Source organism: Streptomyces sp. NPDC101237, from assembly GCF_044767465.1.
In the GTDB taxonomy this organism is placed as follows: domain Bacteria; phylum Actinomycetota; class Actinomycetes; order Streptomycetales; family Streptomycetaceae; genus Streptomyces; species Streptomyces gramineus.
In genome coordinates, this window is sequence record NZ_JBIWNY010000007.1 from 131,848 (window position 1) to 157,245 (window position 25,398).

At 73.2% G+C, this 25,398-nt stretch carries 20 protein-coding genes; 6 read left to right on the top strand and 14 right to left on the bottom strand.

Features of this window, described 5'->3' with window-relative positions; translation table 11 throughout:
* Positions 1–20 precede the first annotated feature (20 nt).
* A complete protein-coding gene (locus ACIRQ9_RS13630) occupies positions 21–662 on the bottom strand; it encodes a nucleoside/nucleotide kinase family protein (RefSeq protein ID WP_404171279.1) in 642 nt (213 codons plus the stop codon).
* Between the two features lie 77 nt (positions 663–739).
* On the opposite strand from ACIRQ9_RS13630, the gene ACIRQ9_RS13635 reads away from it, so the two are divergent.
* Complete coding sequence (locus ACIRQ9_RS13635) at positions 740–1,474, top strand: beta-phosphoglucomutase family hydrolase (RefSeq protein WP_404171282.1); 735 nt, start codon at positions 740–742, stop codon at positions 1,472–1,474.
* Positions 1,471–3,816 (top strand): glycoside hydrolase family 65 protein, encoded by a 2,346-nt coding sequence (locus ACIRQ9_RS13640; RefSeq protein WP_404171285.1) that lies wholly within the window; start codon positions 1,471–1,473, stop codon positions 3,814–3,816. Before ACIRQ9_RS13635 ends, ACIRQ9_RS13640 begins: the two co-directional genes overlap by 4 nt.
* A 130-nt stretch (positions 3,817–3,946) precedes the next feature.
* On the opposite strand, the gene ACIRQ9_RS13645 is transcribed toward ACIRQ9_RS13640, so the two are convergent.
* The gene (locus tag ACIRQ9_RS13645) at positions 3,947–4,840 is read right to left on the bottom strand and encodes a M56 family metallopeptidase (RefSeq protein ID WP_404171288.1); all 894 of its coding nucleotides are present in this window, start codon (positions 4,838–4,840) and stop codon (positions 3,947–3,949) included.
* Positions 4,837–5,220 carry a BlaI/MecI/CopY family transcriptional regulator gene (locus ACIRQ9_RS13650; RefSeq protein WP_404171291.1) on the bottom strand — a complete coding sequence of 128 codons (384 nt, stop codon included), beginning with the start codon at positions 5,218–5,220 and terminating at the stop codon, positions 4,837–4,839. The genes ACIRQ9_RS13645 and ACIRQ9_RS13650 overlap by 4 nt, the downstream gene beginning before the upstream one ends.
* Before the next feature lie 147 nt (positions 5,221–5,367).
* Between ACIRQ9_RS13650 and ACIRQ9_RS13655 the strand changes: the two genes are divergently transcribed.
* Entirely contained in the window at positions 5,368–6,315 is a 948-nt protein-coding gene (locus ACIRQ9_RS13655; RefSeq protein ID WP_404171294.1) for a lysylphosphatidylglycerol synthase domain-containing protein, read from the top strand.
* A 182-nt stretch (positions 6,316–6,497) separates the two neighbouring features.
* Entirely contained in the window at positions 6,498–7,658 is a 1,161-nt protein-coding gene (locus ACIRQ9_RS13660; RefSeq protein ID WP_404171297.1) for a HoxN/HupN/NixA family nickel/cobalt transporter, read from the top strand.
* A 13-nt stretch (positions 7,659–7,671) separates the two neighbouring features.
* Here the strand turns inward: ACIRQ9_RS13660 and ACIRQ9_RS13665 are convergent, their stop codons facing one another.
* The 5 genes from ACIRQ9_RS13665 to ACIRQ9_RS13685 form a co-directional block, all read right to left on the bottom strand.
* Complete coding sequence (locus tag ACIRQ9_RS13665; protein WP_404171300.1) at positions 7,672–8,631, bottom strand: hypothetical protein; 960 nt, start codon at positions 8,629–8,631, stop codon at positions 7,672–7,674.
* Positions 8,632–8,643: 12 nt separating this feature from the next.
* A complete protein-coding gene (locus ACIRQ9_RS13670; RefSeq protein WP_404171302.1) occupies positions 8,644–10,116 on the bottom strand; it encodes an APC family permease in 1,473 nt (490 codons plus the stop codon).
* Positions 10,117–10,409: 293 nt separating this feature from the next.
* Positions 10,410–11,813 (bottom strand): Si-specific NAD(P)(+) transhydrogenase, encoded by a 1,404-nt coding sequence (sthA, locus tag ACIRQ9_RS13675; protein ID WP_404171305.1) that lies wholly within the window; start codon positions 11,811–11,813, stop codon positions 10,410–10,412.
* Between the two features lie 111 nt (positions 11,814–11,924).
* The gene (locus ACIRQ9_RS13680; RefSeq protein ID WP_404171308.1) at positions 11,925–12,584 is read right to left on the bottom strand and encodes a nucleoside deaminase; all 660 of its coding nucleotides are present in this window, start codon (positions 12,582–12,584) and stop codon (positions 11,925–11,927) included.
* Positions 12,524–12,730 (bottom strand): hypothetical protein, encoded by a 207-nt coding sequence (locus ACIRQ9_RS13685; RefSeq protein ID WP_351323850.1) that lies wholly within the window; start codon positions 12,728–12,730, stop codon positions 12,524–12,526. Before ACIRQ9_RS13685 ends, ACIRQ9_RS13680 begins: the two co-directional genes overlap by 61 nt.
* Positions 12,731–12,899: 169 nt before the next feature.
* Here ACIRQ9_RS13685 and ACIRQ9_RS13690 point away from each other — a divergent pair, with 169 nt between their 5' ends.
* Positions 12,900–14,735, top strand: a complete 1,836-nt coding sequence (locus ACIRQ9_RS13690) for a glycoside hydrolase family 15 protein (protein ID WP_404171311.1) — start codon at positions 12,900–12,902, stop codon at positions 14,733–14,735.
* Between the two features lie 24 nt (positions 14,736–14,759).
* Here the strand turns inward: ACIRQ9_RS13690 and ACIRQ9_RS13695 are convergent, their stop codons facing one another.
* The 5 genes from ACIRQ9_RS13695 to ACIRQ9_RS13715 all read right to left on the bottom strand — a co-directional run bounded on the left by ACIRQ9_RS13695 (position 14,760) and on the right by ACIRQ9_RS13715 (position 21,777).
* Entirely contained in the window at positions 14,760–17,336 is a 2,577-nt protein-coding gene (locus tag ACIRQ9_RS13695; RefSeq protein WP_404171743.1) for a SpoIIE family protein phosphatase, read from the bottom strand.
* 242 nt (positions 17,337–17,578) lie between these two features.
* Positions 17,579–18,532 (bottom strand): SpoIIE family protein phosphatase, encoded by a 954-nt coding sequence (locus ACIRQ9_RS13700; RefSeq protein WP_404171314.1) that lies wholly within the window; start codon positions 18,530–18,532, stop codon positions 17,579–17,581.
* A 92-nt stretch (positions 18,533–18,624) separates the two neighbouring features.
* Positions 18,625–18,912 carry a DUF1232 domain-containing protein gene (locus ACIRQ9_RS13705; protein WP_404171317.1) on the bottom strand — a complete coding sequence of 96 codons (288 nt, stop codon included), beginning with the start codon at positions 18,910–18,912 and terminating at the stop codon, positions 18,625–18,627.
* Between the two features lie 39 nt (positions 18,913–18,951).
* Positions 18,952–20,118 carry a hypothetical protein gene (locus ACIRQ9_RS13710; protein WP_404171319.1) on the bottom strand — a complete coding sequence of 389 codons (1,167 nt, stop codon included), beginning with the start codon at positions 20,116–20,118 and terminating at the stop codon, positions 18,952–18,954.
* A 294-nt stretch (positions 20,119–20,412) separates the two neighbouring features.
* Positions 20,413–21,777 (bottom strand): FAD-dependent oxidoreductase, encoded by a 1,365-nt coding sequence (locus ACIRQ9_RS13715; RefSeq protein WP_404171322.1) that lies wholly within the window; start codon positions 21,775–21,777, stop codon positions 20,413–20,415.
* Positions 21,778–22,042: 265 nt separating this feature from the next.
* Between ACIRQ9_RS13715 and ACIRQ9_RS13720 the strand changes: the two genes are divergently transcribed.
* The gene (locus ACIRQ9_RS13720; protein WP_404171325.1) at positions 22,043–23,101 is read left to right on the top strand and encodes an NAD-dependent epimerase/dehydratase family protein; all 1,059 of its coding nucleotides are present in this window, start codon (positions 22,043–22,045) and stop codon (positions 23,099–23,101) included.
* 15 nt (positions 23,102–23,116) lie between these two features.
* Here ACIRQ9_RS13720 and ACIRQ9_RS13725 read toward each other — a convergent pair whose 3' ends face one another.
* Positions 23,117–25,390 carry an NlpC/P60 family protein gene (locus ACIRQ9_RS13725; protein WP_404171328.1) on the bottom strand — a complete coding sequence of 758 codons (2,274 nt, stop codon included), beginning with the start codon at positions 25,388–25,390 and terminating at the stop codon, positions 23,117–23,119.
* Positions 25,391–25,398 lie beyond the last annotated feature (8 nt).

Here is a 25,398-nt window from a genome sequence, read left to right on the forward strand (position 1 = left end):
CATGAGAGGGCCGTACGGACTCAGGTCAGAAGGGTCCGGGGGACCAGCAGGTCGGCCCGGTCGCGGGTGGCCGCGACCAGGTCGGCGTTGCGCTGGTCGGTGCCCGCGACCCAGGCCACCGCCTCCCGGTGGTCCTTGCCGAACTCCTCGTGCCGGGCGACCAGCCGGCGCGTCCGTTCGGCCTCGTCGACCTCGCAGAACCACACCTCGTCCAGAGCCGGCCGCACCCGCGACCAGGCACCGTCCGGCAGCAGCAGGTAGTTGCCCTCCGTCACCACCAGCCGGGCGGCCGGCTCCACCGGGATCGCGCCGGCCAGCGGCTGCTCCAGGACCCGCTCGAAGCCCGGCGCGTACACCACCTCGCCGGTGTCCTCGCGCAGCCTCCGCAGCAGCGCCGCGTAGCCGGCCGCGTCGAAGGTCGCGGGCGCGCCCTTGCGGTCCCGCAGGCCCAGCCGGTCCAGCTCGGCGTCGGCCAGGTGGAAGCCGTCCATCGGCACCTGCGCGGCCCACGGCACGCCGCCGCCGTTCAGCTCGCGCACCAGCCGTGCGGCGAGCGTGGACTTGCCGGCACCGGGACTGCCCGCGATGCCGAGGATCGCGCGCGGACCGCGTCCGGCGAGTGAACGGGCCCGGTCGAGGAGGTCGTCGAAAGTCAGCGGCACGCAAAAAGTGTGACACCGGGCCCGGGTTGTGGTGTGTACCACCCCCTGGAAGCCGTCCGGTGGGGAAGATGCCGGACATGACAGCACTCGGTCTGCCCGACACCATCCAGGCCTGCCTCTTCGATCTCGACGGGGTCGTCACCAAGACGGCCGTCGTGCACGCGGCGGCATGGAAGGAGACCTTCGACGCCTTCCTGCGCGGCTACGACGGCCAGCGGCCCTTCGACGAGGTCGCCGACTACGACGAGTACGTCGACGGCCGCCCCCGCGCCGACGGCGTCCGCGCCTTCCTGGAGTCCCGCTCCATCCACCTGCCCGAGGGCAGCCCGGACGACCCGCCGGACGCCGCCACCGTGAACGGCCTGGGCAACCGCAAGAACGAACTGCTCCTGGAGAAGATCCGCACCGACGGCGTCGAGGCCTACGACGGCACCCTGCGCTACCTGGAGGCGGTCCGCGCCCAGGGACTGCGCACCGCGATCGTCTCCTCCAGCGCCAACTGCCGTGACGTGCTCCGCTCGATCGGCGCCGAGCACTTCTTCGACGTCCGCGTCGACGGGGTGGTGGCCGCCGAACGCCACCTGCCGGGCAAGCCGCATCCCGACACCTTCCTGGCCGCCGCCCACGACCTCGGCGTCGAACCCGCCCACGCCGCCGTCTTCGAGGACGCCCTCGCCGGCATGGACGCGGGCCGCGCGGGCAGTTTCGGGTATGTCGTCGGCGTGGACCGCGTGGGGCAGACGGACGCCCTGTACGCGCACGGCGCGGACACCGTCGTCACGGACCTCGCCGAACTGGGAGGCAAGGAGTGATCACCCAACGGTCGTACGCCGTGGAGCCCTGGTCGGTCCGCGAGACCGCCCTCAATCTCGACGTGCTCGCGCAGAGCGAGTCGGTGTTCGCGCTGTCCAACGGGCACGTCGGCTGGCGCGGAAACCTGGACGAGGGCGAGCCGCACGGCCTGCCCGGCAGCTACCTCAACGGCGTGCACGAGGTGCACCCGCTGCCGTACGCCGAGGCCGGCTACGGCTACCCGGAGTCCGGACAGACCGTCATCAACGTCACCAACGGCAAGATCCTGCGGCTCCTGGTCGACGACGAGCCCTTCGACCTGCGCTACGGCCGGCTGGTCGCCCACGAACGGGTGCTGGACCTGCGCCGGGGCGTGCTGGAGCGGACCTGCGAGTGGACCTCGCCCGCCGGGTCCACCGTGCGGGTGCGCTCGACCCGGCTGGTGTCGCTGACCCAGCGGGCGGTCGCCGCCGTCGCCTACGAGGTGGAGGCCGTCGACCGGCGCTGCCGGATCGTGCTCCAGTCCGAGCTGGTCGCCAACGAGCAGCTGCCCGGCTCCGACGGCGACCCGCGCGCCGCGATGGCCCTGCAGTCACCGCTGGAGCAGGAGGACGGGTTCGCCTCCGGGCGCCGGCTGCGCCTGGTGCACCGCACCCGGCGCAGCGGCCTGCGCGTCGCGGTCGCCGCGGACCACACGGTGGCCGGCCCCGGCGGGACCACCACGGACGCCGAGAGCGACATCGACGTGGCCCGGCTGACCGTCACCTCGGTGCTGGAGCCGGGGGAGCGGCTGCGGGTGGAGAAGTTCGTCGCCCACGGCTGGTCCGGGGTGCGCTCGCTGCCCGCCATGGCCGACCAGGTGGACGCCGCGCTGGCGGCCGCCGCGCACGAGGGCTGGCAGGGACTCGCCGACGACCAGCGCGACTACCTCGACGACTACTGGTCCCGCGCCGACGTGGAGGTGGACGGCGACGAGGAGGTCCAGCAGGCCGTCCGCTTCGCCCTCTTCCACGTGCTCCAGGCCGGGGCCCGCGCCGAACAGCGTGCGATACCCGCCAAGGGCCTGACCGGCTCCGGCTACGACGGGCACGCCTTCTGGGACACCGAGATGTTCGTGCTGCCCGTCCTCACCCACACCGCGCCCGACGCCGTCGCCGAAGCGCTGCGCTGGCGCCACAACACCCTGCCGGCCGCCCGCGAGCGCGCCGCCCAACTGGGCCTGGACGGCGCCGCGTTCCCCTGGCGGACCATCGCGGGTTCGGAGGGCTCCGCGTACTGGCCGGCCGGCACCGCGGCCTTCCACGTCAACGCCGACGTCGCCGACGCGGTGGTCCGCTACGTCGCCGCCACCGGCGACACCGACTTCGAACGGGACACCGGCGTCGAACTGCTCGTGGAGACCGCCCGGCTGTGGCGCTCCCTCGGCCACCACGACAGCCGCGGCGCCTTCCACATCGACGGCGTCACCGGCCCCGACGAGTACAGCGCGGTCGCCGACGACAACACCTACACCAACCTCATGGCCCGGGCGAACCTGCTGGCCGCCGCCGACGCGGTCGAACGCCACCCCCGGCAGGCGGCCCGGCTCGGTGTCGACGCGGAGGAGAGCGCGGCCTGGCGGGACGCCGCCGACTCCGTGCACGTCCCCTACAACCACGAACTCGGCGTCCACGAGCAGCACGCCGGGTTCACCCGCTACCAGCGGTGGGACTTCGCCAACACCTCTCCCGAGCAGTATCCGCTGCTGCTGAACTTCCCCTACTTCGACCTCTACCGCAAACAGGTCGTCAAACAGGCCGACCTGGTGCTGGCGATGTACACCTGCGGGGCGTACTTCGACGAGGAGCACGTCGCCCGCAACTTCGCCTACTACGAGCCGCTGACCGTGCGCGACTCCTCCCTGTCCGCCTGCTGCCAGGCCGTCGTCGCCGCCCAGGCGGGGCATCTGTCGCTGGCCCACGCCTACACGGCCGAGGCCGCGCTGATGGACCTCGACGACCTGGAGCACAACACCCGCGACGGACTGCACATCGCCTCCCTCGCCGGGACCTGGATGGCGCTGGTGGCCGGCTTCGGCGGCATGCGCCACTACGACGACGGGGCCCGCTTCACGCCCCGGCTGCCGGAGCGGCTGCGCCGGCTCGCCTTCAACCTGCAACTGCGAGGCAGCAGGCTGCGGGTGGAGATCGGCGCCGACAAGGCGACCTACACGCTGCTGGCCGGGCCGCCGCTCACCGTCCACCACCACGGGGAGCCGGTGACGGTCGGCGCGGACGGCCCGGCGGTGCGGGCGGTGCCGCCGCTCCGCCCGGGTCCGGCCCCGCAGCAACCGCCGCACCGGGCCCCGACCCGGCCGGTCTGAGTTCTTCAGGGGCGCGGGGACCTGCGCGACAAGCCCCACCGGCCGGCACACGACAGCGTTCGTCCGCGGCGCCGCCGTGGCTGGTCGGGCAGCTCCCCGCGCCCCTGAAAGGCCTGAAAAGCGGGTCGTTTCACATGAGCGCGTCGAAGAGGAGCCCCACCAGGTCGCTCGTCGCGTCCGCCGCGAACAGGGCCGCCACCGCGCCCAGCGCGAGCACGCCCACCGCGGCCGGCCACCGGGAGGGCGGCGGGCCGGCGCGGAGCGCCGCGACCCGGCGGGTCACCGCGCGGTCCGTGAAGCCGAGCGCGCCGGACGGGCGGGCGCGGCCCGCGCTGAGGGCGGCGCGGGCCAGCGCGCGGGCCGTGGTCGCCCGGTCGCCGACCTCGGTCGCCGCCTGCTCGTCCGCCCACCGCTCCACCAGGAAGGCGACGGCCGACCGCACCGGGCCGAGCAGCGGGTTGGCGGCGGCGGCGAGGGTCGCCGCGGTCACCAGCCTGCCGTGCCGGTGCGTCAGATGGGCCCGTTCGTGGGCCAGCAGCACCCGCCGTTCGTCCGGCGCCAGCGCGCCGAGCATCGCCGAGGTGACCAGGATCCGGCCCGGCCGGCCCGGAATCGCGAACGCCCGCGGCACCTCGCAGGCGGCCACCACCAGTTCCGTGTCCCGCGGATGGCCCGCGCACAGCCGCCTCAGCGCCCGCCGCGTACGGCGCTCGGCCCGCACCGCCCGCTGGACGCGCCACACCACCACGGCCAGGGCGAGACAGGCGGCGAGGCCGATCACGCCGGGCACCGGGTCGGTCAGCGGGTGGCCGTCCTCGCGGGCGTCCCGGATCACCGGCGGCGCGTCGCCCAGCAGGGCGGTGGTCAGCAGCACCAGCGACCAGGTGGTCGCGGCGGCGGTCACCACCGCCGCCGAGGTCAGCACGCGTGCGGCCCGGGCCGGGGCCACCCGGCGGCCGACCACCGCACCGACCGGCGGCAGCAGCAGGGCGACCAGCAGCGGGGTGTAGACGTCGAATCTCATGCGCCGTCTCCGGCGAACAGGTTGCGCAGGGCCCGCTCCTCCTCGGCGCTCAGCCCGGACACGAACTGCTGGAGGGCCGCGATCGGGTCGGGTCCGCGGTCCAGTGCCTCGTGCATGGCCTCGGCGGTCAGCTCGGCGGCGTTCTTCGCGGGCCGGTAGGCGCCGCGCCGTCCGTCGGCGTCCCGCAGGACCAGCCCCTTGTCGTACAGCCGTTTGAGGATGGTGTGGACCGTGTTGTAGGCGAGTCCGCCGCCGATCTCCGACTGGATCTCGGCCGGGGTCAAGGGGTGTTCGGTGGCCCACAGGGCTGCCAGTACTTCGCTCTCCAGTTCTCCGGCGCTGCGCCGCTCCGCCCTGCCGCGGGACCCTGTGCCAGCCATGGCACAACCTTACAGCGCGTAGTGCCTACGTTCGGATGGACGTACCTGCGCTGCCTCCGACAGTAATTGTCATTTATTTGTCAGTGTTTGTCCCTGAAGCCCGACAACGGTCCTGCGAGCTGTAGGGGAACAGGGGTGGGTGCCTCGATGGTCCCGAACGTGAACACCACGCCCGTAACGGGCCGCCGAGGCGTCTACTGGCAGACCGGCCTCTGCCTCCTGCTGCTGGCCGGCGCGGGCTGGCTGCTGCGCCGGCACTGGCCGACCGTGCAGCACGGGGCGCTCCGGCTCGCCGCCGCCGACCAGGGCTGGCTGCTCGTGGCGGCCCTGGCGGCGCTCGGGACGTGGGTGTCCTCGGCCCTGGCGCAGCAGGGCGCGGTCGTCCGGCGGCTGCCCGGCGGGCGCCTGGTCGCCGCCCAGTTCGCCGCCTCGGCCGCCAATCACCTGCTGCCCGCGGGACTGGGCTCGGGCGCGGTGAACCTGCGCTTCCTGATGCGCTGCGGACTCCCGGCCGGCCGCGGCGCGTCCGCTCTGGCGGTCAAGGCCGCCGCAGGCGCGGTGGCCCGCCTGGTCCTGATCGCCGCCCTCGCGCCGGTCTGGCCGGGACTGCTGCGGATCCCGCACGTGCCCGCCGCCGTGCCCCTCGCCGTGACCGCCGCGGCCGCCCTGCTCGCCGTCCTGGTCCGGGCCCGGCTGTGGGCCCGCTGCCGGGGCGCGGTGGCCGCCGTGTCCGCCGACATCAGGGACCTGCACGCCCGGCCCGTCCGCGCGGCCGCGCTGTGGGGCGGCTCGGTCGCCTTCGCCGGGCTGCACGCCCTGGTCCTGATCGCCGTGACCCGGGCGGTCGGACTCCCGCTGTCGCCGGCCCGGGTGGCGCTGCTGTACCTCGCCGCCAGCGGTGCCGCCGCGCTGCTGCCCACTCCCGGCGGCCTCGGTTCGCTGGACGCGGCCCTCGCCCTCGCCCTGACCGCGTCCGGGACCCCGGCCGCCGCGGCCGCCTCCGCCGTGCTCGGCTACCGGCTGCTGACCATGTGGCTGCCGTTCCTGCCGGGTCTCGTGGTGCTCGGGGTGCTGATCCGGCGCCGGGCCCTGTGAGTGGCGGCGGCGGACGATCAGTGCGCTGTACTGCACACCAGGACATTCCTTTGCCTGTGCATGGGATGCTCATGGGGAAGGCCTGTCGCCGCCTTTAATGCGAACGACTTGCAGGTACGGGAGGATGGCACCAGGCTGCCGACGGCAGCTGCTCGTGCTCGACCGAAGGATGTCACCTCCCGATGACGGCCGCCCCTGGTTCCGCTCCGTCCCTCCCCGCCGAGGCCGAGGCCAAGCGCTCGGCCTGGCGCCGTGTCCGGCACTCCATGACACGGCAGGAGTGGGCCAGGGTCGGCGGGATGGCCGCCTTCGTGCTCGCGCTGCACGTCATCGGCTGGGGCACCCTGGTCGGGATCATCGCGCCGCAGCACTTCAGCGTCGGCACCGAGTCGTTCGGCATCGGCATCGGCGTGACCGCGTACACGCTGGGCATGCGGCACGCCTTCGACGCCGACCACATCGCCGCCATCGACAACACCACCCGGAAGCTGATGGGCGAGGGGCAGCGCCCGCTCTCCGTCGGCTTCTGGTTCTCCCTCGGCCACTCCAGCATCGTCTTCGGGCTCGCGCTGCTGCTCTCGCTCGGCATGAAGACCCTGGCCGGCCCGGTCCAGAACGACGACTCGCACCTCCACGAGGTCACCGGTCTCATCGGTACGACGGTCTCCGGGACCTTCCTCTACCTCATCGCCGGCATCAACCTCGTCATCCTGGCCGGCATCTGGAAGGTCTTTCGGCAGATGCGCTCCGGCGCCTACGACGAGGCCGCCCTGGAGACGCAGCTGAACAACCGCGGGTTCATGAACCGCTTCCTCGGCGGGGTCACCGGCTCGATCAGGAAGCCCTGGCAGATGTACCCGCTGGGCCTGCTGTTCGGCCTCGGCTTCGACACCGCCACGGAGATCGCCCTGCTGGTGCTGGCCGGTTCCGGCGCCGCCTCCGGCCTGCCCTGGTACGCCATCCTGACCCTGCCGGTGCTCTTCGCGGCCGGCATGTCGCTCCTTGACACCATCGACGGCTCGTTCATGAACTTCGCCTACGAGTGGGCGTTCTCCAAGCCGGTCCGCAAGGTCTACTACAACCTCACCATCACCGGCCTGTCCGTCGCCGTCGCCCTGATCATCGGCACCGTGGAACTCCTCGGTCTCCTCGCCGACAGGATGGACCTGCACGGCGTCTTCTGGGACTGGGTCTCCGGCCTGGACCTGAACACCGTCGGCTTCGTCATCGTCGGCCTGTTCTTCGCCACCTGGGCGATCGCCCTGCTGGTCTGGAAGGCCGGCCGCATCGAGGAGAAGTGGACGACGGGCCTCGCCCGGCCCGCCGAGCGGACCGAGGCGTAGCCCGCCGCCCGGCTCAGCCGCGCAGCTTCAGGTCCGCCCGCCACTTGAGGATCTGCTTCTCCGCGTCTCCGGTGTACGACCACGGGGTGCGGGTCATCCGCCGCCCCTGGAGCCGCAGCAGCGACGCGGCGATGTCCGTGATCCCCGCCTGGCAGGCGGCGTGCGTCAGATAGTTGAGGTCGCGCAGTTCGCCGGGCGCGACGGTCTCCTCGCCGCGCTGTGCGATCCAGCGCTCCCAGGTGCGCCGTACGTCGCTGACCGCGCCGTCGTGCTTCCAGTGCTGGCCGTGCCCCACCGGCGCCTGCCGTCCGCGTGCCTCGTCCAAGGTGTGGCGGAACTCCTCGACCCGGGCGTACTGCACGAGGACCGGCAGCGCGCAGCCGGGCGGCGCGACCCCGGCCGCGTCCCGGGCGAAGTCGTACATCAGGCCGTGCGTGCCGTGCCAGCGCGCGGAGTAGTAGTGGAGCACCTGGAGGTGGCCCTCCACGTTGTACGGGTCGCGGCGGTGCAGCTCGTCCCACCAGCGGGCGAGTTCCTGCCGCCGCACGCCGGCCGGGTACAGCCGGGCCACCGAGATCAGGGAGACCCACGGGGTCGGGTCCTGCGGGTAGGCCTCCGTGGCCGCCAGGCAGGCCAGCACGGCGGCGTCGATCCTGGACCGGTCGATCGGCGTGCCCCGGCCCGCCGAGATGGCCAGCTGGAACGCCCGGGCCGTCTCGGTCGCCGCCCGCAGCGCCAGCGCGTCGGCGCCGTGCGGTTCCGCGGCCAGCCAGGACTCCGCCGTCGAACTGCCCGCGCAGGCCTGCGCGAGCAGCCGTACCCGGTGCCCGCGGACGAGCCAGTCGGGGCCGGTGGCCCGCAGCAGGTCCCGCAGGCCCTGCCAGCGGCCGATGACGACGTCCTGCCGGGCCGAGGTGAGGGCGGTGTCCCCGCAGTCCGGGTCGAAGTCGGCAACGAAGCGGTCTCTCGCCATCGAGCGCGTACCTCAGAAATCCGTGGGGAGGCCTTCGAAAGCCTGGGCCTGTGCGGTGACGTGCTCGTCGGGCACGTAGTCGGTCTCGACGGTGCGGGTGGCGTCCAGCCTGGCGGGCCGGTAGTACTCGCTGCCCTGTCTCCAGTACCAGAGCATCGGGACCAGGCCGGCCGCCAGACCGCCGACGCCGATCGTGATCGCCGCGCCGCTCAGCTCGCTCAGCGACTCGACGAAGATCCAGAACATGAACACCGCGCCGAGCAGCGGCCACACGCCGCCGAGCAGGAAGTTGGCCGCGGACCTGAAGAGCATCTTGCGGTAGGCGACGACCACGGCGAGGCCGGCCAGGCCGTAGTAGACGGCGATCTGGAGGCCGATCGCCGAGATGGCGTCCGAGAGGATCTCGCCCACCGAGCCCAGCGCGTTGGAGGCGATGAACATCACCAGCGCCACCGCGCCGACCACCGCGATCGCCACGTACGGGGTGTTCCACGAGCGGTGCACCCTGCCGAGCACCGCCGGCATCGTGCGGTCGCGGCCCATCGCGAACAGCGAGCGGGTGACCTGGATGAGCGTCGTCTCCAGGGTGGCGATGGTGGACAGCATCACGGCCACGACCAGCAGCTTGCCGCCCCAGCCCGGCGCGACCTCGTCACCCAGCACCGCCAGCACGTCGGCGTCGTTCGCCGCGATCTGGCGCGAGGACAGGATGACGTTCACGGCGATGGTGAACACCTCGAAGAGGGCGAAGACGATGCCCACGCCGATGAGGCCCGCGAGTCCGGTCGTACGGCGGGAGTTGCGGGTCTCCTCGCTGAGGTTGCTGGTGACGTCCCAGCCCCAGTAGTAGAACGCGGCGATCAGCGCGCCCGAGGCGAAGCCGGAGACGCCGTCGAAGTGGCCGAAGCCGAGCCACGACCAGTCGAAGGCACGGGCGTTGCCGGTGTGGAAGAGGGCGAGCACCGCGAACAGCAGCAGGATCGCCAGCTCGATGCCGGACATCAGCAGCTGGGCGCGGACGGTGAGCCGGGCGCCGCCGAGCACCACCGCCAGCATGACCAGGAACCAGGCGGCGCCGACGACCGTGGAGAGCGCCACGTCGTCGGCGAGGCCCTCGTCGAACAGGGACAGCGTCATCGACCCGGCGGGCAGGGAGCCGGCCACCATGAAGATGGTCGCCGACACCACCAGGGCCCAGCCGCTGACGAAGCCGAGGAAGGGGTGCAGGGTGCGGCCCACCCAGGAGTAGCTGGCGCCCGCGTTCACGTCGATCCGGCCCAGGTAGCTGAAGGCCAGCGCGATGCCCAGCATGGGTATCGCGCACCACAGCAGGGCGGCCGGACTGGCCAGGCCCACCGCCCCCACCAGGACCGCGGTGGTCGCGGCCAGCGAGTAGGCCGGTGCGCTGCCCGCCACGGCCATCACCACCGTGTCGAACGTGCCGAGAGCGTTGGCCTGCAGCCCTCTGCCCCTGCTGTTGCTCATGGTCGTGCTGCTTTCCGGTCGTGCAGGGCGCACGGGAGTGCAGGCCCGCGGTGGTACGGGTGGGGGGTCCCTCCCGTCTCGCACCCGCAGAGGGATCGCCTCGGGCAGGGGACGGTCAGAGGTGAGAAAGGCGAGGTGAGGGCCGCATGCCGAGAGTCCGCGCACGGTCACACCGCGTGTGTGGGTGTGATGATAGCGGCCCTCTTTCGCCTTTCAAGATGACCGACCGGTAATCACATATGCCAGTTCAAGACGCCAACTCGCACACCGGAAGCAGCCGTTCCTGAGGCCTCTCAGTCCTCCAGACGGTCGAGCTGCCGCAGCTTGTTGGTGGCGTCCAGGGCCGCGACCTTGTAGGACTCCGCGAGCGTCGGGTAGTTGAAGACCGCGTCCACCAAGTAGTCGACGGTGCCCCCACAGCCCATCACCGACTGACCGATGTGGATCAGTTCCGTCGCCCCGGTGCCGAAGCAGTGCACGCCGAGCAGCCGCCGGTCGTCGGGGGCGACCAGGAGCTTGAGCATGCCGTGCGAGTCGCCGATGATCTGTCCCCGCGCCAGTTCGCGGTAGCGGGCCACGCCGACCTCGAACGGCACGCAGTCCTCGGTGAGCTGGTCCTCGGTGCGGCCGACGAAGCTGATCTCCGGGATCGTGTAGATGCCGATGGGCTGGAGGTTGTCCATCTGCCCGACCGGTTCCCCGCACGCGTGGTAGGCGGCGACCCGGCCCTGCTCCATCGAGGTCGCGGCCAGCGCCGGGAACCCGATGACGTCACCGACGGCGTAGATGTGCTCCACCTCGGTGCGGAAGTGCTCGTCCACCGTGATCCGGCCGCGCCGGTCGGCGGACAGGCCCGCCTTGGCCAGGTCGAGTCCGTCCGTCAGGCCCTGCCGGCCCGCCGAGTACATCACCGTGTCCGCCGGTATCTTCTTGCCGCTCTCCAGCACGGTCAGCGTGCCCCGGGGGTGGCGCTCGACGGCGGCGACGGTCTCGCCGAACCGGAAGGTGACGGCGAGGTCCCTGAGGTGGTACTTGAGCGACTCGACGATCTCCACGTCGCACATGTCGAGCATGCCCGCGCGCTTCTCCACCACGGTGACCTTGCTGCCCAGCGCGGCGAACATGGAGGCGTACTCCATGCCGATCACGCCCGCTCCCACGATGACCATGGAGCGCGGCACCCGCTCCAGCGAGAGGACGTTGTCCGAGTCCATGATGGTGCGCCCGTCGAACTCGACGCTGTCCGGGCGGGCCGGCCGGGTGCCGGTGGCGATGACGATGTGATCCGCGGTCAGCGTCCGTTCGTCGCCGTCGGGTTCCCGCAGGGCGACGGTGTGCGGGTCGACGAAACGGCCCGTCCCGGAGCAGAGGGTGACGTGGTTGCGGGAGAGCTGGTTGCGGATGACGTCCACCTCGCGGCCGACCACGTGCTGGGTGCGCGCGGTCAGGTCGGCGACGGTGATGTCCTCCTTGAGCCGGTAACTCTGGCCGTAGAGGTCGCGCTGGGTGAGGCCGGTCAGGTAGAGGACCGCCTCGCGCAGGGTCTTGGAGGGGATGGTGCCGGTGTGGATGGATACACCGCCGACCATCTCGGGGCTGTCGACCACGGCGACCCGGCGGCCCAGCTTGGCCGCGGCGATGGCGGCCTTCTGGCCGCCGGGTCCGGATCCGATGACGAGCATGTCGAAGTCTGGCACCCTGCGGAGTCTGTCAGCAGGCGCCCTCGCTCCGGAAGGGAGAACGGCCGGCCTTCGCGTGAAATCCCGTACGGACCTGGGCCGTTGCGCGTCCGGCGCGCCCCGGCGGCCTCACGACCCGCCGTGAGCCGGTCCGCCGCGAAGGACCTCGGCCCGCCGGAACAGCGCGTCCGTCGTCCCGGCGAGGACGCCGCCGAGCAGCCGCGGCGCCCAGAACGAGCCGGCCGCGTCGGCGACCGCCCGTGCCGGCAGGGCGATCTGGGCCAGCCCGGTGCCACCGAGCCCGTCGATCGAGGTGCCCCAGACGACCTGGCCCACGCCCGCCCAGGCGCAGGCGCTCATGCACATGGCACACGGCTCGCCGGTCGAGTACAGGGTCGCCGCGGTCCAACCGTCGTTGCCCGCCCGGCGCACGTAGTCGGCCATCGCGACCATCTCCCCGTGGTACGTCGGGTTCTCGACCGAGGTGTTCACGCCGCGGCCCAGGACCCGGCCGGAGCGCACGAGGACCGCGCCGAAGGGGTATTGCGGGTTGCGGAGCGCCTCGCCGACCGCGGCCCTCATGAACCGCGCGTGATCCGCGTCCCCGTCGCCGGGCGCGGACACGGTGACGGGGGAGACGGGGGCGGGGCGCGGTGCGTGCGCGGCGGGCCCTGGCGACACCACGCCCGCCGATCCGAGCAGGCCGAGGAGACGGCGTCTGTCCAGCGTCAGGGCAGGAGCCTCTCGACGCAGTTCGGTCCCTCGCGCTCCATCTTCTTCCTGGCCCATTCCAGCGTGGCCGGGGTGACGTCCCGGCCCGACGCCATCACGAGGTCCTCGGGCGCCACCCCGGTGCCGGGGGCGCTGTGCAGCAGTGAGTCCGGGGTGGCGCGGTCGTCGGACGGCCGGGACGCTTCGGGTTCTGAGATCGACATGGTCCCTCCTTCACGGAGCGGGGTGCACACTCTCACGATTGCCCGCCCGGCCGCACCCCGCATCCGGAGCGGCCCGGGGCCCGTCGGGCGGCGGACAACCGGCGCGCGAAGGAAATTATCCCTTTTAGGATGTAACGTGCCAATACGTCCAATCCGGGAGGCTGCCGCGATGACCGAACAGCGGTTCTTCGAGAGTGCTCCCGGCAGCCCTCGCTACCCGCCGATCGCCGAGCACGGGCTGATCGGCGATCTGCGGACCGTCGCCCTGGTCGGCAGCGACGGCACCATCGACTGGTACTGCTGTCCGGCCTTCGACGCCCCCAGCGTCTTCGCGGCGATCCTGGACGCCGAGCGCGGCGGGCACTTCGCGCTGGCCCCCGCCGTACCGGCCCGGACCAAGCAGTTCTACTTCCCGGACACCAACGTGCTGATCACCCGGTTCTTCACCGACGACGGCGTCGGCGAGGTCCAGGACTTCATGCCCGTCACCGGCAAGTCAGGAGAGTGCGAGCGGCACCGGCTCATCCGCCGGGTGATCTGCGTGCGCGGCACCGTCCCCTTCCGGGTCCGGGTCGCCCCCCGCTTCAACTACGGCGCCGACCGGCACACCCTGCGGATGGTCGACGACATCGCCCTGTTCGAGTCCGGGACCATGTCGCTCGCGCTCACCTCCACGGTGGTCATGGAGAGCGACGGCCCGGACGCGCTCGGCGACTTCAAACTCGCCGAGGGCGAGTCCGCGGTCTTCGCCCTCGACCAGGCCGGCGAGCGCATCGCACCCCGCGGCTGCGCCCACGCCGAGGCCGAACGGCAATTCGAGGACACCGTCCACTACTGGCGGCACTGGCTGTCCCGGTCCCGCTACCGCGGCCGCTGGCGCGAGATGGTGCACCGCTCCGCCCTCACCCTGAAGCTGCTCACCTACGCGCCCACCGGCGCCATCGTGGCCGCGCCCACCACCAGCCTGCCCGAGCAGTTCGGCGGCGAACGCAACTGGGACTACCGCTACGTCTGGATCCGCGACGCCGCCTTCGCCGTCTACGCCCTGCTGCGGCTCGGCTTCACCGGCGAGGCCGAGGCGTTCATGAAGTTCCTGACCACCTGCGTCAGCCCCGGCGACGGCGCCGCCTCCGGACCGCTGCAGATCATGTACGGCATCGACGGCCGCACCGACCTGCCCGAACGCGTGCTCCCGCACCTGGAGGGCCACTGCGGCTCCGCCCCGGTCCGCGTCGGCAACGCCGCGGCCGGCCAGCTCCAGCTGGACATCTACGGCGCGCTCATCGACTCGATCTACCTCTACGACAAGTGGGCCCAGCCCATCTCCAGCGCGCAGTGGGACGACGTCACCCGGCTCGTCGCCTGGGTCTGCGACAACTGGGACCAGCCCGACGAGGGCGTCTGGGAGACCCGCGGCGGCCGCAAGAACTTCCTCTACTCGCGCCTCATGTGCTGGGTCGCCATCGAGCGGGCGATCCGGCTGGCCCGCCGGCGCGGCCTGCCCGCCGACCTGGGCCACTGGCTGGGCGCCCGGGACGCCATCTACCGGCGGATCATGGACCGCGGCTGGTCCGAGCGGCGCCGCGCCTTCGTCCAGTACGAGGGCGGGGACGTCCTGGACGCCTCGCTCCTGATGATGCCCCTGGCCAAGTTCATCGCCCCCACCGACCCCAAGTGGCTCTCCACGCTGGACGCCCTCGGCGAGGACCTGGTCTCCGACTCCCTGGTCTACCGCTACGACCCGCAGGCCAGCCCCGACGGCCTGCGCGGCGACGAAGGCACCTTCTCCATCTGCTCGTTCTGGTACGTCGAGGCCCTGGTGCGCGCCGGACGCGTGGACGAGGCCCGGCTCGCCTTCGAGAAGATGCTCACCTACGCCAACCACCTCGGCCTGTACGCCGAGGAGATCGGCCGCACCGGCGAGCAGCAGGGCAACTTCCCGCAGGCCTTCACCCACCTCTCGCTGATCAGCGCGGCCTTCAACCTGGACCGGGCGCTCGGCTGACGGCCGCGCGGGCGGCGAACGGGCTCAGGGCACCTGCTGCTCCGCCCAGATGACCTTGCCGGCGGGCGTGTACCGGGTGCCCCAGCGCTCTGCCATCTGCGCGACCAGGAACAGGCCCCGGCCGCCCTCGTCGGTGCTGGCCGCGTACCGCAGGTGCGGCGAGGTCGTGCTGGCGTCGGAGACCTCGCAGATCAGCGTCCGGTCGCGGAGCAGCCGTACCCCGATGGGCGCACGGCCGTGCCGGATGGCGTTGGTGACCAGCTCGCTGAGGATCAGCTCGGTGGTGAACGACAGCTCCTCCAGGTCCCAGTCGGCGAGCTGCCGGGTCACCCTGGAGCGCACGTCGGAGACTGCCGCGGGATCGGCCGGCACCTGCCATTCGGCCACCCGGTCCGGGCCGAGCGCCCGGGTGCGGGCCACGATCAGCGCCACGTCGTCGCTGGGACGGGCCGGCAATCGCTCCAGGACGGCCGCGCAGGTCTCCTCGGGAGTGGCACCGGCCGCGGACTCCAGGGCGCCCGCGAGCAGGTCCAGACCCTCGTCGATGTCCCGCTTCCGGTCCTCCACCAGTCCGTCGGTGTACAGCACCAGGCTGCTGCCCTCGGGCAGCTCCAGGTCGGCCGTCTCGAAGGGCAGCCCGCCGACCCCGAGCGGCGGCCCGGGCGGCACGTCGGGGAACCGCACACTGCCGTCGGGCCCGAGCACCGCCGGCGGCGGATGACCGGCCCGCGCCACCGTGCAGCGCCGGGCGACCGGGTCGTAGATCGCGTAGATGCAGGTCGCCCCCGTGACCGGGGCCGTGCTGTCCGCGGGGGTCTCGTCCTGGTCGATACGGCCCACCAGCTCGTCCAGCAGGCCCAGCAGCTCGTCGGGGGGCAGATCCAGCGCCGCGAAGTTGTGCACGGCCGTGCGCAGCCGTCCCATGGTCGCCGCCGCGTGCAGCCCGTGCCCCACGACGTCCCCGACCACCAGCGCGACCCGGGCCCCGGACAACGGCAGCACGTCGAACCAGTCGCCGCCCACCCCGGACTGCGCCGGCAGATAGCGGTAGGCGATGTCCAGGGCGCTCTGCTCCGGCAGGCTGCGCGGCAGCAGGCTCCGCTGCAGGGCCACCGCCATGCTGTGCTCACGCGTGTAGCGGCGCGCGTTGTCGATGGAGACCGCGGCCCGCGCCACCAGCTCCTCCGCGAGGGCCAGCTCCTCCGCGTCGAACGGCGCGAGCTTCTCCGAGCGGCAGAAGTTGACCACGCCCAGCACCAGGTTCCCGGCCCGCAGCGGAACGGTGATCAGCGAGTGGATGCCGAACTCCAGAATCCGGCCGGTCAGTTCCACGTTCTGGGCCCGCCAGCCCGGCGCGTCCCGCAGCCGCGGCTCGACCACGGAATCGCCGGTCACCAGGCAGCGGCCCTGCGGCGAGGACGGCACGAACCGGATCCGATCACCGGTCTGGTAGAGCGGGGAGTCCTTGCGCACACCGGCGAACGCCACCCGGCGCAACGCGTCCCCGGGCTTGGGCTCCTCGCCCTTGAGGACCGCGTCGTACAGGTCGACGCCGACGTAGTCGGCGAACCGGGGCACGGCCAGCTCCCCCAGCTCCTCGGCCGTCCGCGTGACGTCCAGGCTGGTACCGATGCCCACGCCTGCGTCGTACAGCATGTTCAGGCGCTCCCGGGCCACCTCGGCGCGCCCGGACAGGGCGCGCAGCTCCGTGGAGTCACGCAGGGTGATGACGCTGCCGGGCGGGCCGCCGCGCACCTCGATGGGGCGCTGGTTGACGGCCACCAGCCGGTCCTTGACCAGGTGCACCTCGTCGGTCGCGACCCGCCCCGAGGCGATCAGCTCCGCGGTGTCGCTGTCCAGGCCGAGATCGCCGACCCTGCGGCGCTCCGCGTCCTGCGGCAGGTCCAGCAGCCGCTGCGCCTCGTCGTTGGCGAGCATCAGCCGGCCGTCGCCGCCGACGATCAGCACTCCCTCCCGCACGGAGTGCAGCACCGCGTCGTGGTGCTCGTACATCCGGGTCATCTCGTTCGGGCCGAGGCCGTGCGTCTGGCGCCGCAGACGCCTGCTGACCAGCGCCGTGCCCGCCGTCGCCAGGGCCAGCGCGGCGCCGGCCGAGGCCAGCAGCAGCGGCAGCTGCTGGGCGGCGGCGCCGCCCACGTGCGCCGTGGTGATCCCGGCCGACACCAGCCCGACCACCTTGCCGTCGGTGCCCCTGACCGGTACCACGGCCTGCACGAGTTCCCCGATGGTGCCATGGACCTCCTCGGTGACCGTGCGGCCGGCCACCGCGGGCCCGATGTTCCCGACGAACTTCTTCCCGATCCGGTCCGGCTTCGGGTGCGTGTAGCGGATCCCCTCGGTGTTCATGACGACGATGAAGTCGACGCCGGTCGCCTTGCGGGCCGCCTCGGCCTTCGGCTGGAGCACGGTGGTCGGGTCCGGCAGCCGCAGCGCGGCCGCAGTGCCGGGCGCGTTGGCGAAGGCCTGCGCGACGGCCACGGACCGGTTGCGGGCCTCCGTGCTGCTGTCGTGCCGGACCTGGAGGACCTGCTCGACCGCCGCGGTCACCACCAGCAGCAGCACGATCACGACCTGGAGCATGAACACCTGTCCGGCCACGCTGCGGCTGCCGCGCGCCGACCACCATGGTCCGGACCGTCCCTGCCCCGGCGGGGCCGCCGTCGGCTCGCCCTCCGCGAGCGGCGCACGCGGAGCCTCGGCAGGTGGCGGCCGGGTCTCGGACCGGCCGGGCAGACGGACCATGAGCCCATGTCTACACTGCCCGGACCGGCGAGGCGAGAGGGTCTCCGGGGACAACCGGCGCCATGCCCCGTTGTGCCCAGTCATGGCCCGCCTCCGGACGCCCGGTGCCGGGTGGCGATCAGCAGAGCCACGTCCTCGGGCCGGTCGGTCGCGCGCCGGTCGGTCGCGCGCCGGGCGGTCGCGGTGAGCCGGTCGGCGACCCCGGCCGGCGACCGGCCGCCGTGCCGGCCCGGCGCCGCCCCGGCCCCGGCCCCGGCCCCGGCCGTCGCCGGCGCCGCGATGCCGTCGTCGATGTCGGCGCCGGGCCGCTCCACCAGGCCGTCGGTGTCCAGGGCGGGGATCGCGTCCGGCTCCAGCTCGGTCACCGGATACCGGGCGCGCGGGTCCACGCCGAGCACGACCCCGCCGGCGATGTCCAGGACGCGGGTACGGCCGTCCGGGGCGCGCAGCGGCGGCTGCGGACGGCCCGCGCGGGCCACCCGGGCCGTCCCGGCGACGGGGTCCAGCCGCACCTGCGGGTGGGCCGACAGCCTGCGGGGCAGCAGCGCCTGCCGGGCCGCCGGCGCGCGCGGCACGGCCCCCAGGTCCTGCGCAGGCCGGCCCAGATGGTCCAGCCCCGGCAGCTCGTCCTGCGCGTCCCGGAGCGCCGGGCGCAGCACTGTGAGCACCCCGAAGGACGGCGCCGTCCGGGGCACCGGCGTGCACACCGGCCCGGACTGGAACGGCAGCCCGGCCGCGAACCGGGGACAGCGCCGCACCATCTCCGTGGCGTTGGGCAGCACTACGCGCACCCCGAGCCGGCAGGCGTCCGCGACGGGGACAGGCCGGTCCATGTGCAGCCGCCACCAGGGCCTGAACGGCCGTCCGGGCAGACCGACCAGCGTCGAGAGCCGCAGCAGTCCGGGGCCGCCGGCGCGCAGGCAGACCCCGGCGACGTGGCCGCCGGCCGCGCCCAGGGCGCCGGTCGAGGCGTCGACCAGCAGTGCGGTCAGTCGTTCACGCGCCCGGCCCAGGTGCTCGTCGCTCCCAGTCATCCGGTCCTACCTCGTCCGTGCACCGCCGGGTGGGGACACAGCAAGAATGCGCCTCGACGCCCACCGGACGCACCCGGGCGGCACCGGCGGGCTCAGAGTTCGGGGTCCTCGGCCGGCAGGACCCGGGCCGCGCGCATCGAGCGCAGCGCCAGCAGCAGGACGCCTATGTCGTCCAGATAGATCGGGTCGGGGAGCAGATCGGTCGGGAGCACCAGGTACAGGACGGCGCCCCAGAACACCCAGCGCGGTCCGGTGGGCAGCCCCGCCTCGCGCAGGGTGCGCCGGGTGCGGACCAGTCGTACGAGCACGGCGACCGCCCCGGCGAGCAGGGCCGCCGCGACGATCGCGCAGATCACGAGCACGGTCGTGGTGGTGTCCATGGCTGTCCTGTCGTCCCGCCCCGGTCCTGCCCGGGGTTCTCAACGCTCCGTCTTCCCGCTTTCGTCCCCGGGCATGGCCGTCGGGCCCGGATTCTCCTTCGGCGGCCGCAGGCCCTTGAAGACCCGGGTGAACTGCTGCAGCGGAGAGGCCGGTTGGGACGACGGCAGGGCGGCGGCGGGCGCGTCGCGGAGCGCGGCGAGTGCCTCGTCGGCCCGCTCCGCGGCCTCCTTGTACAGGTCCCGGGACCTGGTCATGGCCTCCAGCGCCTCGGCGTACTGCGCGACCCGCTCGCGTTCACGGGCCAGTTCCTCCTCCAGGGTCATCAGGGTCCAGTTGTCGCGCAGATCGGCCAGCGCCTCCTCGGCGCCCAGCGGCGCGGGCCTGGGCAGCGCGGCGAACCGGCGCAGGACGGCGATGAGTTCCGTGGACCGGGAGCCGTCGAGGAAGACGCTGCGCACCGCGTAGTCCGACGCCTCGTAGCCGGCCGGTGCCGGATCCGGGGGCAGCAGGACCGCACCGCCGCGCGGTACTTCGACGCCGAGGTCGCGCACCGCCCAGTTGACGGCCCGGAACTGCTGGGGCGAGGCCCGGTGTTCCACGACACGGTGGGCCAGGCCGGGCGGCAGCTGCCGGACCAGCGGCTGCCGGCCGAGCGTGTCGGGCGTCATCGCCTCGTGCACGACGAGGTTGACGCACCAGGCGTCCTTGGCCGCCTCGCGCAGCACCCGCCGCATGTCCTTGTCGTCGGCGGGCAGCGGGTTGACCGTGCGCAGCCGCAGGCCCGCGACGACGGGATGGTAGTCCCAGGCGGCCTCGCCGCCGTCCCCGGCCTCGTCGCCGTCGGGCCAGAACACCGTCGCGGGCGAGGGCCAGGTCTCGTCCCAGGGCCGCTCGGCCTCGGCGACCAGCTGCCATTCGCGTCCCGCCTGCCGTGCCACCAGGGTCAGCCGGGCGCGCACCGTCACCGTGCCCTCCTCGACGCGCCAGCGGGCCTCGTAGACCCTCGGGCCGGGCATCTCGGGCAGGGCGCCCTCGGCGGGGCCGGGCAGGCCGGCGGGTTCGGCGAAGTCGTCGACGGCGCCGGTCTCCTTGCGGCGGCGCAGGATCCGGCGGATCACCTCCTCGGAGTCCGGGCCCGTGTGGCGGCCACGGGCGGCCCAGACGGTCGGCGGGAGGACGGCACGGTCGGTGGCGGAGTTCGACATGGGCCAATCAGCTGATGGGAGCGGGTCGTGCGTTCCAGTATCACTGCTCGGGAGCGTGTTCCCCAGGGCGGGTGCCGCGCGCGCCGGGGGAGCGCGCCGCGCACTCGGGGTGTGCGCGGGGTGCGTCGGCGACGCCGGTTCACCCGTGTCCCGGACCGGGCGGATTTTGGACAATGGTGCGGTGAGCGGGGTCCGTTCGTCCATCCGCATCGGAGCGGGCCCCGTTCGCCGCGCCGGACGAGAGGGGGGCCGCCGGTGATCCGGCGGCCCCCCTTCCAGCTCTTCAGCGGCGTGTCACGCGCCACTCTCCCGGAGCATGTCCTCGCGTTCGACGAGCTTGACGCGTTCGCGGCCCTGCGGGGTGCCGAGGGCCTTCTCGGCGGCGTCCAGCTTGTACCAGCCCTCCCAGGTGGTGTAGCGGACCTCGCGTTCGGCGAGGAAGGCGTCCACGGCTTCGGGCGCGGGGGCCTCCGGGGTGTGCAGGCGGCCGGAGGCGTAGTCGTCCAGGAGGCTGGCGACGGTCTCGTTGGCGTCGCCCTTCGTGTGGCCGATCAGGCCGATGGGGCCGCGGCGGATCCAGCCGGTGACGTAGGTGGAGCGCAGGTGGTTCCCGGACTCCTCGATGACACGGCCGGCCTGGTCCGGGACGGTCCCCGAGTCGATGTCCCAGGGCAGCTTCGGCAGTTTGTCGGAGAGGTAGCCGACCGCCCGGTAGACCGCGCCGAGGTCCCAGTCGGTGTGCTTGCCGGTGCCCTTGACGTTGCCGGTGCCGTCCAGGGCGGTGCGCTCGGTGCGCAGGCCGGTGACCTTGCCGTCCGTGCCGAGGATCTCGGTGGGTGACTCGAAGAAGTGCAGGTAGAGCTTGTGCGGGCGGTCACCGGTGTCGCGGATGGCCCAGTTCTCCAGGGTCTTGGCGACCATGTCGGCCTGCTTGTTGCCGCGGCGGGTCTGGATCGATCCGGCGTCGTAGTCGATGTCCTCGGGGTCGACGATGACCTCGATGTTCGGGGAGTGGTCCAGCTCGCGCAGTTCCATCGGGGAGAACTTGGCCTGGGCCGGGCCGCGGCGGCCGAAGACGTGGACCTCGCGGGCCTTGTTGGCCTTCAGGCCCTCGTGGACGTTCGGCGGGATCTCGGTCGGCAGGAGTTCGTCGGCGGTCTTGGCGAGGATCCGGGCGACGTCCAGGGCCACGTTGCCGACACCGAGGACGGCGACCTTCTCGGCGTGCAGCGGCCAGGTGCGGGGCACGTCGGGGTGGCCGTCGTACCAGGAGACGAAGTCGGCGGCGCCGTAGGAGCCGTCCAGGTCGACGCCGGGTATGCGCAGCTCGCGGTCGGCGGTGGCGCCGGTGGAGAAGATCACGGCGTCGTAGAGGGAGCGCAGGTCGTCCAGGCTGATGTCGGTGGGGTAGTCGACGTTGCCGAAGAGGCGGACCTGGGGCTTGTCCAGGACCTGGTGCAGGGCGGTGACGATGCCCTTGATGCGGGGGTGGTCGGGAGCGACGCCGTAGCGGATCAGGCCGAACGGGGCGGGCATCCGCTCGAAGAGGTCGACGGACACGCCGGGCTCGGCGGCCACCTCGGACTTCAGCAGGGCGTCGGCGGCGTAGATCCCGGCCGGGCCGGCACCGACGATGGCTACCCGCAGGGGGCGCGGCATGATCAGGTTCCCTTCGAGTGATGACAATCGATCGAGTGAGGACAATCGATCTCGAACGGGAAGCCTAAACTAAGGCAGTCCTAAGTTGGTACGCGGGTCCGGTCTATGGCCCCATAAGCCAACCTTATGACCTCTCTGGGTTCTTCCTTATGCCCCGGAGACGGTACCGCTCCGTTCCCGGACCTTGGCGGCCGCCCCTGACATGCACCAGCCTGTCCTGTGCGGGACACCGAGGCGCGGTGGCCCAGGGGCGAGGGGCGGAAGCGTGGACGCAGGCGGGGAGAGGACCGCGGCGGTGACCGGCGGCAGCGGATTCGTCGGCAGCCACCTGGTGCGCCGGCTCCTGGAGCGGGGCTACCGGGTCCGCGCGACCGTCCGCAGCGCCAACGACCCGGCCAAGGTCCGGCCGCTGTGGGAGCTTCAGGAGGCCTTCCCCGGCCGGCTCGCCCTGTTCGAGGCCGACCTGCTCGCGGAGGGCTCCTTCGACGAGGCCTTCCGGGGCTGCGCGACCGTCTTCCACGTCGCCTCCCCGTTCCTGATGCCGGAACGGATCAAGGACGGCCGGCGGGACGTGGTGGAGCCGGCGCTGCACGGCACCCGCAACGTCCTCGCGAGCGTGGACCGCACCCCCGAGGTGACGACCGTGGTCCTCACCTCCACCGTGGGCGCGATCTTCGGCGACTACTGCGACGTCCGCGAGATGGCCGGCGGAATCCTCACCGAGAAGTACTTCAACACCACCAGCACGGCGAGCGGCAACCCCTACCACTACGCCAAGACGCTCGCCGAACGCGCCGCTTGGGACGCGGAGGCCGCCCAGGACCGCTGGCGCATGGTCTCCGTCAACCCCGGCCTGGTCCTCGGACCCTCGCTGACGCCGGCCTCCGAGTCCGGCAGCCTGTTCCTGCTGGACGAGCTGTTCAAGGGCCTGTTCTGCTACGGCGCCCCGGACTTCAGCTTCACCACCGCGGACGTCCGCGACGTCGCCGACGCGCACATCGCGGCGGCGGAGCGCCCGGCGGCGAGCGGCCGCTACATCGTGGCCCACGAGACGATGACGTCCTTCCACGAGATGTCCCGGATCATCCGCGCCCGCCGCCCCTGGGACCCGCGGCTGCCGCGCACCGCCCTGCCGCACTGGCCGGTACGGCTCATCGGCCCGCTCTTCGGCCTCACCCAGGACTACATACGCAGGCACCTGGGCATCCGCTTCCCCGTCGACAACGGCCGGAGCGTCCGCGAACTGGGCCTGACCTACCGGCCCGTGGAGCAGACCCTCCTGGACCACCACGAGAGCTGGCGCACCCGGCGGCGGAGGGTCTGACCCGGACGGCCCTGCTCAGGCCGGGCGCACCACCCGGTGGATCGCCGACTCGCCGGCGTTGTAGATCGACTCCTCGCGGATGGACGCGCCGGGGCTGGGCGCGTGGATCATCATGCCGTCGCCCGCGTAGACACCGACATGGCTGTCGTCGTCGAAGAAGAAGACCAGGTCACCCGGCTCGACGGCGGCCAACGTCAGCGGGCTGCCGGCGAAGGCCTGCTCCGGCGCGCTGCGGGGCAGCGACACCCCGGCGGCCCGCCAGGCGGCCTGGGCCAGGCCGGAGCAGTCGTACGACTCCGGACCGGTCGCGCCCCAGACACAGGGCCGCCCGATCTGCGCGCGGGCGAACGCCAGCGCCTTCATCGCCTTGCCGGGCTCGGCCACGGCGACGGCCGTGAAGGGCGCGGCCGGGGGAGCGGTGGACAGCGGCTCGGTGACGGCCACGGGGGGCACCGTCGGGACGGCCGCGGTGACCACCGCAGGCATCGGCGGGACCATCGTGACGGAGAGCGGGTCCGCGGCGACGAAGAGCGGGTCGGCGGCGAGCGAGGCGGCGGCTGCCGTCGCCAAGGGCGGCTCGGCCGGCGCGGCGGGAGCCGCCAGCATCGCCCACGGCGGGTCCGTCACCGTCGTCGGCATCGGCGGCTGGGGTGCGGCGGCCATGGCCGGGGCGGTGGCGTAGCCGGTGGTCGGGTAACCGCCCATGTCCATGGCGGGCGCGGCCACGGGGAGGCCGCCGGTGCCGAAGTCGGCCGACGGCACGGCGTACGGGGCGGCGGGAGGGACGGCCTCCGCGAAGGCCTGGGGCACGCTGGGGTAGGCGGCGGCCGCAGCAGGGAAGGAACCGCCGGCCACCGCATCCTGGACGGGCCCGGCGGCGAGGTAGGCGCCGGTGTTCGCGGGTGCCGTGGCCGGGAAGCTGCCGGTGTCCGCGGGTGCCATGGCTGGGACGCTGCCGGTGTCCGCCGGCGTCATCGCCGGGAACGAGCCGGTGTCGTCCGGCATCCGGAACGTACCCGTGGCGCCCGGCGTCATGACCCGGAAGGAACCGGTGTCACCCGGGCTCACGGCGGACGCCACGGCCGAATCCATGGGCGCCACGCCGGAAGGACCGTCGGTACCACCGGGCGCCATGACCCGGAAGCCGCCGGTGTCCGCGGGGGACTGGGGCTGGGCGGTGCCGGGGCTCATGATGCGGAAGCCGCCGGTGTCGGTGGCGGGTGTGTGCGGGGTGGTGCCTGTGTCGCCGTTCGGGTTGAGGGCGGGGAAGCCGCCGGTGTCCATGGGGGACCGGGGCTGGGCGGCGCCCGGGCTCATGATGCGGAAGCCGCCGGTGTCGGTGGCGGACAGCGCCGGGATGGCGCCCGTGTCGTTCGGGTTGATCGCCGGGAAGCCGCCGGTGTCTGCCGGCGACTGGGGCTGGGCGGCGCCGGGGCTCATGATGCGGAAGCCGCCGGTGTCGGTGGCGGACATCGTCGGGATGCCTCCCGTGTCGCCGGGGGACATGACCTGGAAGGAACCTGTGTCCGTGGCCGGTATCACCGGGATGGCGCCCGTCTGCGTAACGGTCACGGCGGCGAAGGCGCCGGTGCCGGTCAGGGCGTCCGCCGCGAAGGTGCCGCTGTCGCCGTACCGGCCCGGCATGCCGGCCGGGGCCGGCCACTCCTGGGCCGGAGGCTGGGCGGCCGGGGCCGGTTCGAGGGCCGCGACGGCGCGCCGCCCGGTGCGCTGCGACAGGATCTCGCGCGCCTTGGCGATCTTCAGCTGGCTCCTGGTCTTTGACGCGCCCGGTGTGGCGCGCCGCGGCGCCGCGGCGGCCAGCGCCTTGGGCTCGGCGGACGGACCGGGCGGCAGGGCGGCCGGGGAGCCGGCCGTCAGTTCCCGCCGCGGGAGTTCCGCCGGTTCGCGGACGACCTCGATGCCGCTGGTCGCGGACGGCCCCGCGGTCAGTTCCGGCCGTGCCGGCCCGGAGTCCTCCAACTGGCCGACCAGGTCGGCCGCCATCGCGCTGACGGGCCGGCGTGGACCGGGACGGGCGGGCTGCCGGTCGGCGGGCAGCGCCGCCGGGACACTCGGTCCGAGCCGGGAGCGCGCTCCGTCGAACCATTCACGGGCGATGCTCTCCAGGCCCGGGTCGTCACGCCGGGGCCGCTTGAACAGCGGGACTCCGCGGGACCGCGAGCCCCCGTTCATCGCGCGGGTGGCGTTGTAGTTCCCGGTGGCGTTCTCGGCCTGGTCGTAGAGGCTGTCGATCCGTCGGCGAACCTCGTCACGGCTCTCGGGCGCCATGGGGGTCG